At 71.2% G+C, this 13,429-nt stretch carries 15 protein-coding genes; 5 read left to right on the top strand and 10 right to left on the bottom strand.

Features of this window, described 5'->3' with window-relative positions:
- Positions 1-16 precede the first annotated feature (16 nt).
- Positions 17-772, bottom strand: a complete 756-nt coding sequence (locus EHO50_RS30660) for a hypothetical protein (RefSeq protein ID WP_128434486.1) — start codon at positions 770-772, stop codon at positions 17-19.
- A 243-nt stretch (positions 773-1,015) separates the two neighbouring features.
- Between EHO50_RS30660 and EHO50_RS30655 the strand changes: the two genes are divergently transcribed.
- From EHO50_RS30655 to EHO50_RS30645, 3 genes are read left to right on the top strand one after another with little or no spacing between them, the layout of a single operon-like run.
- Positions 1,016-2,311 (top strand): magnesium transporter MgtE N-terminal domain-containing protein, encoded by a 1,296-nt coding sequence (locus EHO50_RS30655; RefSeq protein ID WP_128434485.1) that lies wholly within the window; start codon positions 1,016-1,018, stop codon positions 2,309-2,311.
- Positions 2,301-2,897, top strand: coding sequence for a DUF1003 domain-containing protein (locus EHO50_RS30650; protein WP_128434484.1), 597 nt, complete (start codon positions 2,301-2,303; stop codon positions 2,895-2,897). The genes EHO50_RS30655 and EHO50_RS30650 overlap by 11 nt, the downstream gene beginning before the upstream one ends.
- 43 nt (positions 2,898-2,940) lie before the next feature.
- A complete protein-coding gene (locus EHO50_RS30645; protein WP_128434483.1) occupies positions 2,941-4,074 on the top strand; it encodes an Mrp/NBP35 family ATP-binding protein in 1,134 nt (377 codons plus the stop codon).
- Between the two features lie 64 nt (positions 4,075-4,138).
- Here the strand turns inward: EHO50_RS30645 and EHO50_RS30640 are convergent, their stop codons facing one another.
- The 5 genes from EHO50_RS30640 to sigE all read right to left on the bottom strand — a co-directional run bounded on the left by EHO50_RS30640 (position 4,139) and on the right by sigE (position 9,912).
- Positions 4,139-4,807 carry a hypothetical protein gene (locus EHO50_RS30640; RefSeq protein WP_246101599.1) on the bottom strand — a complete coding sequence of 223 codons (669 nt, stop codon included), beginning with the start codon at positions 4,805-4,807 and terminating at the stop codon, positions 4,139-4,141.
- A 228-nt stretch (positions 4,808-5,035) separates the two neighbouring features.
- Entirely contained in the window at positions 5,036-5,494 is a 459-nt protein-coding gene (locus EHO50_RS30635) for a sec-independent translocase (RefSeq protein WP_128434481.1), read from the bottom strand.
- A gap of 216 nt (positions 5,495-5,710) precedes the next feature.
- Positions 5,711-7,882 carry a S1C family serine protease gene (locus EHO50_RS30630; RefSeq protein ID WP_181449727.1) on the bottom strand — a complete coding sequence of 724 codons (2,172 nt, stop codon included), beginning with the start codon at positions 7,880-7,882 and terminating at the stop codon, positions 5,711-5,713.
- A 363-nt stretch (positions 7,883-8,245) separates the two neighbouring features.
- A complete protein-coding gene (locus EHO50_RS30625; RefSeq protein WP_128434480.1) occupies positions 8,246-9,217 on the bottom strand; it encodes an anti-sigma factor family protein in 972 nt (323 codons plus the stop codon).
- The gene (gene sigE / locus EHO50_RS30620) at positions 9,214-9,912 is read right to left on the bottom strand and encodes an RNA polymerase sigma factor SigE (protein ID WP_128434766.1); all 699 of its coding nucleotides are present in this window, start codon (positions 9,910-9,912) and stop codon (positions 9,214-9,216) included. Before sigE ends, EHO50_RS30625 begins: the two co-directional genes overlap by 4 nt.
- Positions 9,913-10,147: 235 nt before the next feature.
- On the opposite strand from sigE, the gene EHO50_RS30615 reads away from it, so the two are divergent.
- On the top strand, positions 10,148-10,846 hold the full coding sequence (locus tag EHO50_RS30615) for an O-methyltransferase (RefSeq protein WP_342787013.1): 699 nt from the start codon (positions 10,148-10,150) through the stop codon (positions 10,844-10,846).
- 99 nt (positions 10,847-10,945) lie between these two features.
- On the opposite strand, the gene EHO50_RS30610 is transcribed toward EHO50_RS30615, so the two are convergent.
- Both EHO50_RS30610 and EHO50_RS44205 read right to left on the bottom strand, forming a co-directional pair.
- Entirely contained in the window at positions 10,946-11,113 is a 168-nt protein-coding gene (locus tag EHO50_RS30610) for a DUF3117 domain-containing protein (RefSeq protein ID WP_003966491.1), read from the bottom strand.
- A gap of 146 nt (positions 11,114-11,259) precedes the next feature.
- Positions 11,260-11,424: a hypothetical protein gene (locus EHO50_RS44205; RefSeq protein WP_164904983.1), complete on the bottom strand. Its 165-nt coding sequence runs from the start codon at positions 11,422-11,424 to the stop codon at positions 11,260-11,262.
- A 65-nt stretch (positions 11,425-11,489) separates the two neighbouring features.
- Between EHO50_RS44205 and chcB the strand changes: the two genes are divergently transcribed.
- Positions 11,490-12,293 (top strand): 2-cyclohexenylcarbonyl CoA isomerase, encoded by an 804-nt coding sequence (gene chcB / locus EHO50_RS30605; RefSeq protein ID WP_128434478.1) that lies wholly within the window; start codon positions 11,490-11,492, stop codon positions 12,291-12,293.
- 87 nt (positions 12,294-12,380) lie between these two features.
- Here chcB and EHO50_RS30600 read toward each other — a convergent pair whose 3' ends face one another.
- The gene (locus tag EHO50_RS30600) at positions 12,381-12,989 is read right to left on the bottom strand and encodes a DNA-3-methyladenine glycosylase I (protein ID WP_128434477.1); all 609 of its coding nucleotides are present in this window, start codon (positions 12,987-12,989) and stop codon (positions 12,381-12,383) included.
- Complete coding sequence (locus EHO50_RS30595; protein WP_128434765.1) at positions 12,989-13,336, bottom strand: DivIVA domain-containing protein; 348 nt, start codon at positions 13,334-13,336, stop codon at positions 12,989-12,991. The genes EHO50_RS30600 and EHO50_RS30595 overlap by 1 nt, the downstream gene beginning before the upstream one ends.
- Positions 13,337-13,429: the final 93 nt, after the last annotated feature.

Genomic DNA, 13,429 nt, shown 5'->3' with positions numbered 1-13,429 from the left:
CGGCGCCGACCGGCGGTCACGACGTCGGCAGCTGCCTGCCGTAGTCCACGGTCTCGTCCTTCGCCGGCTTCTCCAGGGCGAAGTCCTTGCCCCAGGACGAGAAGGTCAGGGTGCCCGCGCCGCCGGCCCGGGTCAGGCGGAGGGGATACGGGGTGCCCTCCAGGGAGACGTCGAGGGTGCCGCCGGCGCCCTTGTCGCCGGTGATGCGGATGGTGCGGGTGCCGCCCTGCTCGTGGTGGCCGTCCGTCGCCAGCGCGCCGTGGAGGGTCAACAGGCCCTCCAGGAGGACGTCCTTGTCGGTGAAGCCGCTGAACTTCTTGTACGAGGGATCGCCCTGCGGCACCTTCACGAACTTGCCGTTCAGCTTGTCCGCGGCCGCGGCATCCGCCTGGCCGGCGCCGCCCTCCGCGCCCGCGTCGCTCCAGAAACCGGCGTCGGCCTTCAGATACAGCTGCTCACCGATCCGCAGCAGCTGGAGCATCGCCCCCCGCACGGTGACCGACCCGGTGGCGCCGTCGGACTTCAGCCGCATGTCGAGTTTGTAGGTACGTCCGCTGGTCACCACGTTCCCGGAGAGGCGCACCGCGTCGGTGGCGTCGGCGGCCGCACGGGTCTTGCGCTGGATCTCGGCGGCGGGCAGCTTGCCGACCCCGTTGGTGCCCTCGTCGGGGTCCTCGCTGCATCCCGTCAGTGCCGTTCCCGACACGACCAGGGCGCACACGGCGCTCACCAGCGCGGCCCGGCGAGTACGACCCTGGGGAATAGCGGTCACAGGTGGGGCTGCCTTTCTGTCGTGGGGCCCGAGCGGCGTACGGCAGCGTACCGGGCGGTCAGGGCCCTGGCGGAGCCAGTCCGTCCGGACCGCTCACCAGGGCGTATCGGATCCGGACGGGCTAGCCTGAAGCCCACCCGAGCGGGCAATTCGGAAAACCGGCACAGCAAGCGAAACAGCGAACAAAGAGCGACCAAACAGCGACAGCAACACGGCACACCCGCACGCAAAGGAGCCGCAGCCATGGCAGCCGGCGCCCCCCGGATCTTCGTCTCGCACCTCGCCGGCGTCGCCGCGTTCGACCCGAACGGCGACCAGGTGGGCCGCGTCCGCGATCTGGTCGTCATGCTGCGCGTCGGCCGACGCCCCCCGCGGCTGCTCGGCCTGGTCGTCGAACTCTCCACCCGGCGCCGCATCTTCCTGCCCATGACCCGCGTCACCAGCATCGAGTCCGGCCAGGTCCTCACCACCGGCGTGCTCAACGTCCGCCGCTTCGAGCAGCGCCCCACCGAGCGCCTCGTCTTCGGCGAGCTGCTCGACCGGCGCGTCACCCTCGTCGAGACCGGCGAGGAGGTCACCGTCCTCGATCTGTCGGTCGGACAGCTGCCGGCGCGCCGGGACTGGGAGATCGACAAGGTGTTCGTACGCAAGGGCGGCAAGAGCGGAGCCTTCCGGCGGGCCAGGGGCGAGTCGCTGACCGTCGAGTGGTCCGCCGTCACCGGCTTCACCCTGGAGGAGAAGGGACAGGGCGCCGAGAGCCTCCTCGCCACCTTCGAGCAGCTGCGCCCCGCCGACCTCGCCAACGTCCTGCACCACCTCTCCCCCAAGCGCCGCGCCGAGGTCGCCGCCGCCCTCGACGACGACCGCCTCGCCGACGTACTCGAAGAGCTCCCGGAGGACGACCAGATCGAGATCCTCGGCAAGCTGAAGGAGGAGCGCGCCGCGGACGTCCTGGAGGCCATGGACCCGGACGACGCGGCCGACCTGCTCGGTGAGCTCCCGGAGGACGACCAGGAGCGGCTGCTGAGCCTGATGCAGCCCGCCGACGCGGCCGACATGCGCCGCCTGATGGCCTACGAGGAGCACACGGCCGGCGGTCTGATGACGACGGAACCGATCATCCTGCGCCCCGACGCCACCGTCGCCGACGCCCTCGCCCGGGTCCGCAACCCCGACCTGTCCCCCGCCCTCGCCGCCCAGGTCTACGTCTGCCGCCCGCCCGACGAGACGCCCACCGGCAAGTACCTCGGCACGGTCCACTTCCAGCGCCTGCTGCGCGACCCCCCGTACACCCTGGTCAGCTCGATGGTCGACGAGGCCCTGGAGGCCCTGGCGCCGGAGGCCTCGCTGCCGATCGTCGCCGGGTTCTTCGCGACGTACGACATGGTCGCGGCGCCCGTCGTCGACGAGTCCGGGTCGCTGCTGGGCGCGGTGACCGTGGACGACGTGCTGGACCACATGCTGCCCGAGGACTGGCGGGAGACGGAGTTCCACCTGGACGAGGACACCGGCGAGGGGGTGGCGGCTCATGGCTCCTGAGCGGGAGGGAACGCGCGAGCGCGTGGCGTCGGGCGCCACCGCGGCCACCCGGGCGCCCCGCGCGCGCCTCGACCAGCCCCGGCCGCCGCGCCGCCGCATCCTGCCCGAGTGGGACCCGGAGGCCTTCGGACGGCTGTCGGAGCGGATCGCCCGCTTCATCGGCACCGGGCGGTTCCTCGTCTGGATGACGGTCGTGATCATCGTCTGGGTGCTGTGGAACATCGCCGCACCGAGCGACCTGCGCTGGGACGAGTACCCGTTCATCTTCCTGACCCTGGTCCTGTCCCTGCAGGCCTCGTACGCCGCCCCGCTGATCCTGCTCGCGCAGAACCGGCAGGACGACCGCGACCGGGTCAATCTCGAACAGGACCGCAAGCAGAACGAGCGGTCCATCGCCGACACCGAGTACCTGACCCGTGAGATCGCGGCGCTGCGCATCGGGCTCGGGGAGGTCGCCACCCGTGACTGGATGCGCTCGGAGCTGCAGGACCTGACGAAAGAGTTGGAGGAGCGGCGCAACGGTCACCACGGGCACGGGGTATTCCCGGCAGATCGGTCGCCGGGACGTGACGTAGACGACCGCTGACGGGCTTTCCGGGGGGTGGCTACCGCGCCGTACCATCGTCCTTATGGCTACGGAAGACGCGGTGCGCGAAGTACTGGCGACGGTGAACGACCCGGAGATCAACCGACCCATCACGGAGCTCGGGATGGTCAAGTCGGTGGAGATCGGCGCGGACGGAGCGGTCGCGGTCACCGTGTACCTGACGGTCTCCGGCTGCCCGATGCGCGAGACGATCACGCAGCGGGTGACGGACGCGGTCTCCCGGGTCGAGGGCGTCACCCGCGTCGACGTCACGCTCGACGTGATGAGCGACGAGCAGCGCAAGGAGCTGGCGAGCGCCCTGCGCGGCGGCACCGCCGAGCGCGAGGTCCCCTTCGCCAAGCCGGGCTCGCTCACGCGCGTGTACGCGGTCGCGTCCGGCAAGGGCGGCGTCGGCAAGTCGTCGGTGACCGTGAACCTGGCGGCGGCCATGGCGGCCGACGGCCTGAAGGTGGGCGTCGTCGACGCCGACATCTACGGCCACAGCGTGCCGCGCATGCTGGGCGCGGACGGGCGTCCGACCCAGGTCGAGAACATGATCATGCCGCCGTCCGCGAACGGCGTGAAGGTCATCTCCATCGGCATGTTCACGCCGGGCAACGCCCCGGTGGTGTGGCGCGGCCCGATGCTGCACAGGGCGCTGCAGCAGTTCCTGGCGGACGTGTACTGGGGCGACCTGGACGTCCTGCTCCTCGACCTCCCGCCCGGCACCGGCGACATCGCGATCTCCGTGGCCCAGCTGGTCCCGAACGCCGAGATCCTGGTCGTGACGACCCCGCAGCAGGCGGCCGCGGAAGTGGCCGAGCGGGCGGGCTCCATCGCCGTACAGACCCACCAGAAGATCGTCGGCGTGGTCGAGAACATGTCCGGCCTGCCCTGCCCGCACTGCGACGAGATGGTCGACGTCTTCGGCACGGGCGGCGGCCAGGTCGTGGCAGACGGCCTCACGCGCACGACCGGCACGAACGTTCCGGTCCTCGGCAACATCCCCATCGACGTCCGCCTCCGCGAGGGCGGCGACGAGGGCAAGCCGGTCGTCCTGACGGACCCGGACTCCCCGGCGGGCTCCGCGCTGCGCGCGATCGCCGGGAAGCTGGGGGGACGGCAGCGGGGCCTGTCGGGCATGTCGCTGGGCATCACTCCGAGGAACAAGTTCTAAGACGCCCCACGGCAAAGGGGCGCCGCATCACCCGCGGCGCCCCTTTGTCATGCGTACGCCTTTGTCATGCGTACGCCGCAATGTCCTTGATCATGGCGAAGCCCAGCCCGTACGCGCTCAGGCCTCTCCCGTACGCCCCCACATGCACCCCCTCCTGGGTCGAGCCGGCCAGTACCCAGCCGAACTCGGACTCCCGGTAGTGGAACGGCGTCGGGACGCCGTCCACCGGCAGGGAGAGCGTCGACCAGTCCGGACCGGCCAGGTCGTCCGCGAGGGCCCACGCGGTCTCCGTCTGCTGTTCCAGCCAGTCGTCGCGCAGTGAGTGGTCCATCTGCCCGGGCCAGGTGAACGACAGCAGCCCCACCCCCGCGAGCCACGCCGCCGAGGACACCGACGTGGCCTCCAGCAGCCCCGTGCCGTCGGCGCTCCTGCGGGACGGATTCGCCGCGATGGTCACCACCACCGCGAACTTCTCCCGGTCCTCCGTGGCCTCGTTCCGTACGGAGGGTTCGTCACCGTGCCCGATCGATCCGTGTTCCACGGCTCCGTCGGCCGCCGTACCGACCTGCATCAGCCAGCGCGGCCCCGTGAAGGCCTCGTCGAGGCCGTACCACGGGAAAGGCGCCAACAGGTAGCCGTCGACCGTGCGCCGGGCGGAGGGGACCTGCTGTCCGTTCTCCGCGGCCGGTGCCTGCGCGACTGCCCGACTCGTCGTCTGACTCGTCGTGTCCATGTGCCCGGACGCCTCCTCGCTCTCGCCGGACCAGCCCGGCCCGCCCCCCTTCGGGCGTACTCGTCCGGTCCGCACAACAACTCGGCAGCATAGCCACACCGCTTCGAGCAGTATGGAAAGCGCCCGGCGCGCGAGGCGCACAAGGAGCGGGTTCAGGCCGCGCGCGACCCTAGCGGAGTATGAGAAGCATCACGTACGAGGGGTCGTCCGGCCCCGTGTTCGTACGGCTCAGGTGGCGTCCGCGTCGTAGGGCGGGCGCTCGTCACGCGGGTTCTCGGGCTTCTTCGTCATGTCGATGCTGCCGCCGGAGGAACCCGAGGCGGAGGACGACGAGGAAGACGAGGAGGACCCGGACGACTCCGACTCACGGCCGTGGACCGCGTCGGTGACCTCGGCCATCTCCTTCTTCAGGTCGAAGCCGTTGCGGATCTCCTTCAGCCCCAGTTCGTCGTTGTCCAGCTGCTTGCGGATGAACGTCTTGGGGTTGAGGTCCTCGAACTCGAAGTCCTTGAACTCCGGGCCCAGTTCCTGACGGATGTCCTGCTTGGCGCTCTCCGAGAACTCGCGGATCTTACGGATCGTCCGCGTGACGTCCTGGATGAGCTTCGGGAGCTTGTCCGGACCGAAGACGAGCACGGCGAGGACGATGAGCGTCACAAGCTCGAGCGGTCCTATGTCATTGAACACCTGAAGCTCCTTGCGATGTCCGCGGTCCTCGGCCCTCGGCGGTCTTGGCGGGTCTTCCGTGGTCCGGGCCGGATCCACGGTACCCGGCGATCCGCTACGACCGGTACTGTCCCGAGGCCTCCGAATGCGATAGGCGTGCGGTTTTCCGGGTTGTTTGCCTTGTCAGGGCCCGAGTGGGGCGGTCGGGCGATGTGCGCTGTGAGATATCTGTGAGTCTCAGTCCCCGCTCGACGAGCCGAGTGTCAGCGAGATGCTGATCTCCTTGCCGCCGCGCTCCAAGGTCAGTTCGAGCCGGTCGCCGGGGCGGTGGGCGCGGGTCTTGACGATGAGTTCCTCGCCGGAGTGGACGCGCTGGCCGTCGACCTCGGTGATGACGTCGCCCGACTTGATGCCGGCCTTGGCACCGGGTCCGCCCTCGGAGACCGCGGAGCCGCCGTCGCCGCTCTTCGCGCCGACGCGGGCGCCGTCGCCGCTGTAGTCCATGTCGAGGGTGACGCCGATGACCGGATGGGTCGCCCTGCCGGTGTTGATCAGCTCCTCGGCGACGCGCTTGGCCTGGTTGACCGGTATCGCGAAGCCGAGGCCGATGGAACCGGACTGGCCGCCGTCCAGCTCGGAGCCGGTGTCGGCGGAGCGGATGGCGGAGTTGATGCCGATGACGCGGGCGCGGGCGTCGAGGAGAGGACCACCGGAGTTGCCGGGATTGATGGGCGCGTCGGTCTGAAGAGCGTCGACGTATGACACATCACTGCCGTCGCCGCTCTCGCCGCCGGCCGTGATGGGCCGCTCCTTGGCGCTGATGATGCCGGAGGTGACGGTGCCGGCCAGGTCGAACGGGGCGCCGATGGCGACGACCGGGTCGCCGACCTGGACGTTGTCGGAGTTGCCGAGCGGCAGGGGCTTCAGGCCGCTGACGTCGGTGACCTTGACGACGGCGAGGTCATAGCCGCTGTCCCGTCCGACGACGGTGGCCTTGGCGGTGTCACCGCTGTGGAAGGTCACGGATATTTCGCCGCTGTCGCCCGCGGGTTCGACGACGTGGTTGTTGGTGAGGATGTGACCACGGCCGTCGAGCACGAACCCGGTCCCGGTGCCCTGCTCCTCGCTCCCGCTCACATGCAGCGTCACGACGCTGGGCAGAGCGCGCGCGGCGATCCCGGCGACACTGTCCGGCGCCCGCTCGGGCGCCTCGGCTGCGGCCTGCGGCAGCTCCACCTCCCCGACACCACCGTTGCGCTCGAGATACGCCCCCACCACCCCGCCGACGCCCCCGGCCACGAGCGCGATCAACAGGGCCCCGACGAGCAGCACCTTCTTCGCCCGCTTACGCCGCTGCCCTTCGGTGGCGACGGCGGCACCGGTCTGCTGGAGGGGGGCGGAGGGGTGAGTGGCGTGTGTGGGGTGGGTCGGGTGCTTGGGGTGGGCGGGGTGGGCCCAGGGGTCGTAGTTCTGCCAGGGGTTGATAGGGGGTGGGGCGTCGGCGTAGGCAGGGTCGGGGGTTGCGTGGGCGGGGGCGGGCGGTGCCTGAGCGGGGATACCGGCCGTGGGGGCGCCGGGGCCAGGGGATGGCGGCGTGGGCACGCCGGGGGCCGCGGGGGCCGCCTGGGCGGGCATGGCATGGGCCGGCGCCGGGGCGGGGGTGCCGGGGGCCGAGGGCACTGCTGCCGGCGGCACGGGGGTGCCGTGCGCTGCGGTCTGCGCGCCCTGTGTCGGGGCCGGCAGACCGGGTGTGGGTGCCGGCAGGGGGGTGTGCGCCGGTTGTGTCGGCATCGGTACGGCCGTCCCTTGCGCGGGCGTGGTCGCCGGGTGCTGGACCGGCGGAGCCGGTGCCCAGGGACCGGGCTCGCCGTAGGGCGGGGTGCTGTAGGGGTCGGGGTCGTGGAGGGGCTTGGGGCGATCGTCGACGGGCTCTACGACAGCGGCGGCACCGTCGGCGGGCACCGCAGGGACGGTGACCGCGCCCTCAGGGGACTGCGCGCCCCCAGTACTGGCGTCGACGGCACCCCCCGCGACCGCGGCACCATCACCCGCAGACGGGACGGACGCGGGCGCCCCGCCCGGCCGTGCCAACTCGAAGTCACCGTCACCGTCACCGCCGCCGTTCGCGGCAGGGCGAGGAAGTTCGAAGTCACCCTCCGCCGAAGCCCCGGCGTCGGACGCACGCGCGGCGGGCAGCGCCAGTTCGAAGTCGCCGTCGGCGTTCGTGTCGGCGCCGAGGCCGCGCTCGCCGGTGCTGTCAGGCGCCGTGCGCTCGGTCGCGTCCGATGGGGCGGGCACCGTCCCGCTCATCTCGTCCGGCGTCGGCTCGGCGTTCTCCGCCCCGGTCGAAGGACCCTGCGGCCGGGGTCGGTTCCACCACTTCGCCTTCGCGGGCTTCCCCTCGTTCATGCTCTGCTTCCTGCTCGCTGCTGACCGTTGCCCGAGTAGGACGCTTCGCTCTCCGCCGCGTTCCAAGAGAAACGGTCGGCCGTCATCCCGCAGCCCGCGGAGACGACTGAGGTCTGCCGGCTTGCCAACCCTGGTTCCTCGGCAGGCCGGCACCGGGAACGTCCCGGCGCCCGAATACCTACTCAACTCTGCGCTGTCGCGCTCAAGTCCCCTCAGAATCCGGCGACTTCGTGCTACCTCCCCCATCCGGCACGCGGCGTCAACGGCGGCCGCAGTTCATCGAATCCGCGCCCGGCCCACAGGCACGGCGCGCGGCCCACCCTGGATTCAACCAGGTTCGTGGGCCGCTGCGCAGAGGCCGGGTCAGCGGCCGGTGGCGGGGGAGGTGGAGGGGGATGAGGTCGCGTCGGCGACGGGTGCGGCGAACAGGTCGGGGGTCGCCGTGATCTCGGGGGTCGTGGACCACGCGGTCAGGGCGAGCGGCGGGGTCGCGCTGAGCGGGCGTATCAGCGGGGACATGGCGGCCGCGCCGACCACCACGGGAGCCGTCAGGGTGTGCATGTCCTGGTCGGCGGGCTGGGCCGGCATCCCTGGCAGGAGGGGGGCCGACGCCTCGGTCGGGGCGGCCGGGGCGTCGAGTGTCCGCTCGCCCTGGCCTTGGGCGAGCAGCGGGCCGGCTCCGCGGCGGCGCTGGTTCTCGGGTGCCGTCGCGGCGCCGGTGCCCTGCGTCCGGGCCGGTGTCACATTGCTGCCGCCCGAGCCACCGCGCGCCTCCGCGTCGGTCGGCACGCTCGATGTGACGCCGCCCAGCGCGATCGCGGCCAGCGACACCGCGCCTGCCGCGACGAACGCGAACCGCATACGGGAGGACCCGGAGCGATCGGCGTCAGGACGGCCCACGGGGTGGGTGCGGAAGCCTCGGTCCGAGGCGGGGAGCGCCGGGGCATGCGGACGCGACGGGACGTATCCGAACTCGAAGCGGTCGCCCCGCTTCACTCCGAACACCCCGGTGGCGCCCGGTGGGCCGGTCAGTCCGCCGAATCCTCCCCCGCCCAGCGGCGAGCCATCGCCGTCCAGGTCACCTCCCCCGGGGAGGCCCTGAAGGCGGGCCAGGAAACTCTCGGAGGGAGGCGGCGGGGCCGCCTCCGCGAAGACGTTCTTCAGCCGGCGCTGGGCGTCGGCCTCGGCCTTGCACTTGGCGCAGGTCGCCAAGTGGGCCAGGACGCGCTCGCGCGTCTCATGACCGAGCTCTCCGTCGACGAGGGCGGAGAGTCGGTCTCCCAGGTGCTGCTCGGCCAGGAGCCGTTCTGCGGGGTTGGGTCGAGAGCCACTCACGCGGTCGCGCCCCCTCCCCCCAGTGCGGCCACCCGCGGCACGAAGGAGCGGCGCTCGGCGCGCGCCTCCGGCGAACGGTGGGCGAGGGCCTTGCGCAGCTGCGAGCGGCCACGGTGGATACGGGACCGGACGGTGCCGAGCTTGACGCCGAGAGTCGCGGCGATCTCCTCGTACGACAGTCCTTCGATGTCGCACAGGACGACCGCGGCGCGGAACTCGGGCGCGAGGGTGTCGAGGGCCTGCTGGACGTCCGCGTCGAAGTGCGCGTCGTTGAAGACCTGCTGGGGCGTGGGCTCCTTGCTGGCCAGCCGCTCGGCCGCGTCCTCGCCCAGCGCGTCGAAGCGGATGCGCTGCTTGCGGCGGACCATGTCCAGGAAGAGGTTGGTGGTGATGCGGTGCAGCCAGCCCTCGAAGGTGCCCGGCGTGTACGTCGACAGGGAGCGGAAGACGCGGACGAAGACCTCCTGGGTGAGGTCCTCGGCGTCGTGCTGGTTGCCCGTCAGGCGGTAGGCCAGGCGGTAGACGCGTCCGCTGTGCGTGCTGACGATCTCCTCCCACGTGGGCGGAGTCCACGCCTGCCCGTCCGCGTCGGTGGAGAAGGTCGCGGTCTGGGCGTAGTCGCCGGCGTGGCTGTGGTCAGCGGTGTCGTTCACGGATTTCGGCCTGCCCGCCGACCCGAGAAAGCGCCGCAGCACTCCTCCCCGGTCCACAGGCGCAGCCGCACCTCCCCTGTCGGCTCTGGTGGTGTCCAGTGGAGCCCCTACCATAGCCACCTCGCCCGTTAGCTCCGGATAAGCGGTTTTACGAGAATTTGATCTGGGCTGACACGGCTGGTGCGGCTGCGTCAGCACTTGCTCGCGGCCCTGCTGGGCATCGTGATCCAACTGTGTCCCCCCGCTCGTCTTCCCACCCCTCTAAACGCGCGGTCCCATCTGCGGGTTCCCGTCGGCAACGGATACAGTCACGCCCAGGCAACCACGGGGACAGGAGAGGGCCATTACCGGCAACCGGCAGACGAGCTGGGCGTTCGCCGACGCCTACGTCGCCGAGGACGAAGTCCTGCGCTGGGCCCGGGACCGGGCCCGTGAGGCGGGACTGCGCTCGGTGTCGCCCGGCACGGGCGCCGCGCTGCGATTGCTGGCTGCTTCGGTGGACGCGAAGGCGGTGGCGGAGATCGGTACCGGCACCGGTGTCTCCGGCATCCACCTCCTGCACGGCATGCGTGCCGACGGCGTCCTGACCACGGTGGACCCCGAACCCGAACACCAGCAGTTCGCCCGCCAGGCCTTCCGCGCCTCCGGCTTCGCCAGCAACCGCGCCCGCTTCATCCCGGGCCGCGCCCTCGACGTCCTGCCCCGCCTCGCGGACGCCGGTTACGACCTCGTCTTCTGTGACGGCGACCGGCTGGAGTTCCTCGAATATCTCGCTGAATCGTTGCGCCTGCTGCGTCCGGGTGGCCTCGTCGTCTTCGAGGGCGTCTTCACCAACGGCCGCACGGTGGACTCGGGCCCTCAGCCCACGGAAGTCATACGTATCCGGGAGCTGCTGCGCGCGGTGCGGGAGAGCCAGGAGCTGGTGCCGTCGCTGCTGCCGGTCGGGGACGGGCTGCTGTGCGCGGTCAAGCGCTGACCGTACGGCGGACCGTACGTCACGGACGTACCGGAGAAGCAGCAACCCCGGCACCATGTGCGATGCCGGGGCCGCTGAAAAGGTAGGGTCGCTGCCGCGTCAGCCGACGACCTTCTTGAGGGCGTCGCCGAGTGCGTCGGCCTCGTCAGGGGTCAACTCGACGACGAGCCGACCGCCGCCTTCGAGCGGAACGCGCATGACGATGCCCCGCCCCTCCTTGGTCACCTCGAGCGGGCCATCACCCGTTCGCGGCTTCATGGCCGCCATGCTCGTTCCCCTTCCTGAAACCAGCTCATAGTCAAAGCCGACGGCCCCATGGAGGGCACGCGTATCTGGCATGAGACACGCGACACCGGCATCGAACACATTGCTTCCAAGCCATTATCCCGCATCTCAGGACCCGATGACCAACATCAGTCGGCATCGCTTGGGCAACGCGCGCGAGCAAAACCACTCAATTCGGCGATGTGACTGCGATACTGCGCCCCCGCACGCGCTTCGGCCGAACGGAACCCAGCGAGAATTCTTTGACGCAGGTCACACGTCCGGTCAGGGCCGTTGCCGGTGATCTCCGCCATGCTGTCCTTCAGACACGTGCGTACCGACGAGTACGCCGCAGCAGCGACACCGGAGGGGATACGCCATGGCCGACACCGTGCTCTACGAGGTGAGCGACGGGCTCGCGACGATCACGCTGAACCGCCCCGAGGCGATGAACGCGCTGAACGTCGCGGCCAAGGTCGCCCTGCGGGAGGCGGTCCAGGCTGCGGCGGGTGACGACGCCGTACGGGCCGTGCTGCTGACCGCGGCCGGGGAGCGGGCGTTCTGCGTGGGGCAGGACCTGAAGGAGCACATCGGGCTGCTGATCTCCGACCGGGAGACCGGGTCGGGGCACACGATGAGCACGGTGCGGGAGCACTACAACCCGATCGTGCGGGCGCTGACCGCGATGCGGAAGCCCGTGGTGGCCGGGGTGAACGGGGTCGCGGCCGGGGCGGGCTTCGGTTTCGCGCTGGCCGCGGACTATCGGGTCGTGGCCGACACGGCCGCGTTCAACACGTCGTTCGCGGGGGTCGCGCTGACCGCCGACTCCGGGATCTCCTGGACGCTGCCGCGGGTCGTCGGCCCGGGCCGCGCCGCCGACCTGCTGCTCTTCCCGCGGAACATCAAGGCGCAGGAGGCGTACGAGCTCGGTATCGCCAACCGGCTGGTGCCGGCCGCGGAGCTGCGGGCCGAGGCCGAGAAGGTGGCGCGGGCGCTCGCCGAGGGGCCGACGGTGGCGTACGGGGCGATCAAGGAGGCGATGGCGTTCGGGCTGTCGCACTCGCTGGAGGAGACCTTGGAGAAGGAGGACGAGCTGCAGACGCGGGCGGGGTCGTCCGAGGATCACGCGATCGCCGTGCAGGCCTTCGTCAACAAGGAGAAGCCGAAGTATCTGGGCCGCTGAGTCGTTCGGCTATGGGCAGGGCAGTGGGGGTGCACGTCCCTGAGGACTTGCGCCCCCGGACCCCCATCGGCCTGAAGGGCCTCGTCCTCACATGCCGGACGGGCCGGACGGGCTGGACGTACGCGCCACGCAAGTTTCCAAGTGGTCGTCCACCAAGCCGCACGCCTGCATCAGGGCGTATGCCGTCGTCGGGCCCACGAAGCGCAGGCCGCGCTTCTTCAGGGCCTTGGACAGGGCCGTCGATTCCGGGGTGACCGCGGGGACGTCCGCCAAGGTCTTCGGGACGGGGCGGGTGGCCCGGTCGGGGGCGTGGGACCAGATCAGGTCGTCCAGGTCGCCCGGGGACCAGTCGGCGAGCACGCGTGCGTTGGCGAGGGTCGCGTCGATCTTGGCGCGGTTGCGGATGATGCCGGGGTCGGCGAGGAGGCGGTCGCGGTCGTCGTCGGTGAAGGCGGCGACCTTGGCGATCTCGAAGTCGGCGAAGGCGGTACGGAAGCCGGGGCGGCGGCGCAGGATCGTGATCCAGGAAAGGCCCGACTGGAAGGCCTCCAGGCTGAGGCGTTCGTAGAGTGCGTCGTCGCCGTGGACCGGGCGGCCCCACTCCTCGTCGTGGTACGTCACGTAGTCCGCGGTGGACAGCGCCCAGGGGCAGCGCAGGGCGCCGTCCGGACCGGCGAGGGCCGTACCGTCGCTCATCACTGGTCCTCCTGAGCGCGCTTCTCCATCGACACATGGCCGGCCGACGCCAGCGCGGACTCCAGCGCGGACTCCAGGTCGGCGATACGGGCGTCGCGCTCCGCGAGCTCGGCGCCGAGGCGGCTCAAGGCGTCGTCGACGTCGGACATGCGGTAGCCACGGGCGGCGAGCGGGAAGCGGAGGGCCTCGATGTCCACGCGGTTGACCGGGCGGTCCAGCGGCAGCAGGTCCTGCAGGCGCTCGGGCGCGGCCTCCGGCAGGGGGCCGTCGCCCTCGCCGCCGCCCACCACGGCGAGCGTCACCGCGGCGACCACGACGGCGAGCGCGACGACCAGGAACAAGAACATAACCATCGCTGTGGCCCCCACGGTCGGTGAATGCGAGCGGTCGAGTGTGTCAGTGTCCGATCGTGCCATGCGACTCTGACGGTTAGGGTCGCA

The sequence above is a fragment of the Streptomyces cyaneus genome (assembly GCF_004028635.1).
GTDB classification, from domain to species: Bacteria; Actinomycetota; Actinomycetes; order Streptomycetales; family Streptomycetaceae; genus Streptomyces; species Streptomyces cyaneus.
The sequence above is the reverse complement of the archived record's forward strand: the minus strand, read 5'-3'. Positions and strand labels throughout refer to the sequence as shown.

Bases quoted from the DNA above. Each gene is read 5' to 3' on its own strand.
- EHO50_RS30655 (WP_128434485.1), top strand. From the start codon at position 1,016: ATGGCAGCCGGCGCCCCCCGGATCTTCGTCTCGCACCTCGCCGGCGTC.
- EHO50_RS30650 (WP_128434484.1), top strand. From the start codon at position 2,301: ATGGCTCCTGAGCGGGAGGGAACGCGCGAGCGCGTGGCGTCGGGCGCC.
- EHO50_RS30645 (WP_128434483.1), top strand. From the start codon at position 2,941: ATGGCTACGGAAGACGCGGTGCGCGAAGTACTGGCGACGGTGAACGAC.
- EHO50_RS30640 (WP_246101599.1), bottom strand. From the start codon at position 4,807: ATGGACACGACGAGTCAGACGACGAGTCGGGCAGTCGCGCAGGCACCG.
- EHO50_RS30630 (WP_181449727.1), bottom strand. From the start codon at position 7,882: ATGAACGAGGGGAAGCCCGCGAAGGCGAAGTGGTGGAACCGACCCCGG.
- EHO50_RS30610 (WP_003966491.1), bottom strand. From the start codon at position 11,113: ATGGCGGCCATGAAGCCGCGAACGGGTGATGGCCCGCTCGAGGTGACC.
- EHO50_RS44205 (WP_164904983.1), bottom strand. From the start codon at position 11,424: ATGGCGGAGATCACCGGCAACGGCCCTGACCGGACGTGTGACCTGCGT.
- chcB (WP_128434478.1), top strand. From the start codon at position 11,490: ATGGCCGACACCGTGCTCTACGAGGTGAGCGACGGGCTCGCGACGATC.
- EHO50_RS30600 (WP_128434477.1), bottom strand. From the start codon at position 12,989: ATGAGCGACGGTACGGCCCTCGCCGGTCCGGACGGCGCCCTGCGCTGC.
- EHO50_RS30595 (WP_128434765.1), bottom strand. From the start codon at position 13,336: ATGTTCTTGTTCCTGGTCGTCGCGCTCGCCGTCGTGGTCGCCGCGGTG.